The following is a 1,336-nucleotide window of genomic DNA, read 5'->3' on the forward strand; positions in this document are numbered from 1 at the left end:
CGGCCGCGCCCGGGCCGGCGGCCTCGGCGAAGCGGGCGTGGTCGACACCGTTGGGGATCACCGTGGGGGCCAGACCCCATCCCTGGCGGACCTCGGCGGCGACGGCCTCGGACACGCACACGTGGGCGTAGGGGGTGGTGAGGGCCTTCTCGTGGCAGTCCACCAGAACGGGGGTGGTGAAGTCGTCGAGGTGATGCACGGTGCGGATGCACCGCCCGACCGCGTTGGCGCTGATGCAGTCCTGGGCGTGGACGATGTCGAACCCGTCCGGGTCGACGAACTCGCGCAGGGTGGCGATCGAGCGCACGATCCGGTCGGTGACGGACTCGCCGGGACGGTCCGGGAACGGCGCGAGGCGGACGGTGACCGCGGGATCGACCTCTCGGAAGAAGCCCGCGTCGGCGCCGCGCGCCAGGGAGTACACCGTCACTCGGTGTCCGGCCCGGGCCAGCGCCTCGGCCAGGTGGAGGGTGTGGACGACGCCCCCGCGGGGGCGGGTCGAATAGGTGAGCAGGGCTATCCGCACGTCGTGTCGCCTCCCGGTCGCGCAGGCGAGGGCGCCCGGCGTGGTTCCGTCGCGTAGGTCTCCGGTCGCCGCTCCGCCAGGTGGTCGAGGACCCGACGCGAGCGTGCGAGCTCGGTGTGGACATCGACCTCGATCCGGGCGAGCCCGCCCTTGGACCGTGTCGCGGCCAGGATCTCGCCCCCGGGTCCCACCACCTTGGCCTGGCCGAGGAAGCGGAGGGAGCCCATGACCCCGGTCTGGTTGGAGGCCACCACGAACACCTGGTTCTCGGCGGCCCGGGCGCAGTCGTAGAGGTCGAACAGTCGGGACTGACGGTCCGCGGGCAGTCGGGCGGCGCGGTCGGTCACACTGGCGGGCCAGGCCGACAGGGTGGCCACCACCTGCGCGCCGTCGAGGGCGAGCGACCGCGCGGACTCGGGGAAGGTCTTGTCGTAGTCGATGAGCATCCCCACGCGTCCGATCGGGGTGTCGAAGGCGCGGAACGCGTCCCCTGCGCCGTAGCGGGTGCCCTCGTCGACGGGTTGATGCACCTTGCGGTGGACGCCGAGGACGCCGTCGCCGGTGAGGCAGACGGCGGTGTTGTAGCGCGTGTCGTCGCCGGCCTCGGTGTAGCCGATGCACACGGTCATGTCTCCCGCGGCGGCGGCGATGGCGGACAGTTCCGGGCCGTCGGGGTCGAGCGCCGGGGGGAGCGTCGCGGGGGAGGGGTCGCGCAGATCGCCGAGGTAGCCGCCGAGGGTCGCGTGCGGGAAGACGAGCAGGTCCACGCCGTCGCGTGCCGCGGCGTCGATGATGCCGACGGCCTTGGCC

Annotated in this window: 2 protein-coding genes; both read right to left on the reverse strand. The window is 73.3% G+C overall.

Translation table 11 applies throughout. From position 1 onward, the window contains the following. A partial coding sequence (locus G6026_RS10085; RefSeq protein ID WP_182613095.1) for a glycosyltransferase occupies positions 1 to 526 on the reverse strand: 526 nt, incomplete at its 3' end. Further along, a partial coding sequence (locus tag G6026_RS10090) for a carbon-nitrogen hydrolase family protein (protein ID WP_182613096.1) occupies positions 517 to 1,336 on the reverse strand: 820 nt, incomplete at its 5' end. The genes G6026_RS10090 and G6026_RS10085, both read right to left, overlap by 10 nt.

Source organism: Dietzia sp. DQ11-38-2 (genome assembly GCF_014145055.1).
GTDB lineage: Bacteria > Actinomycetota > Actinomycetes > Mycobacteriales > Mycobacteriaceae > Dietzia.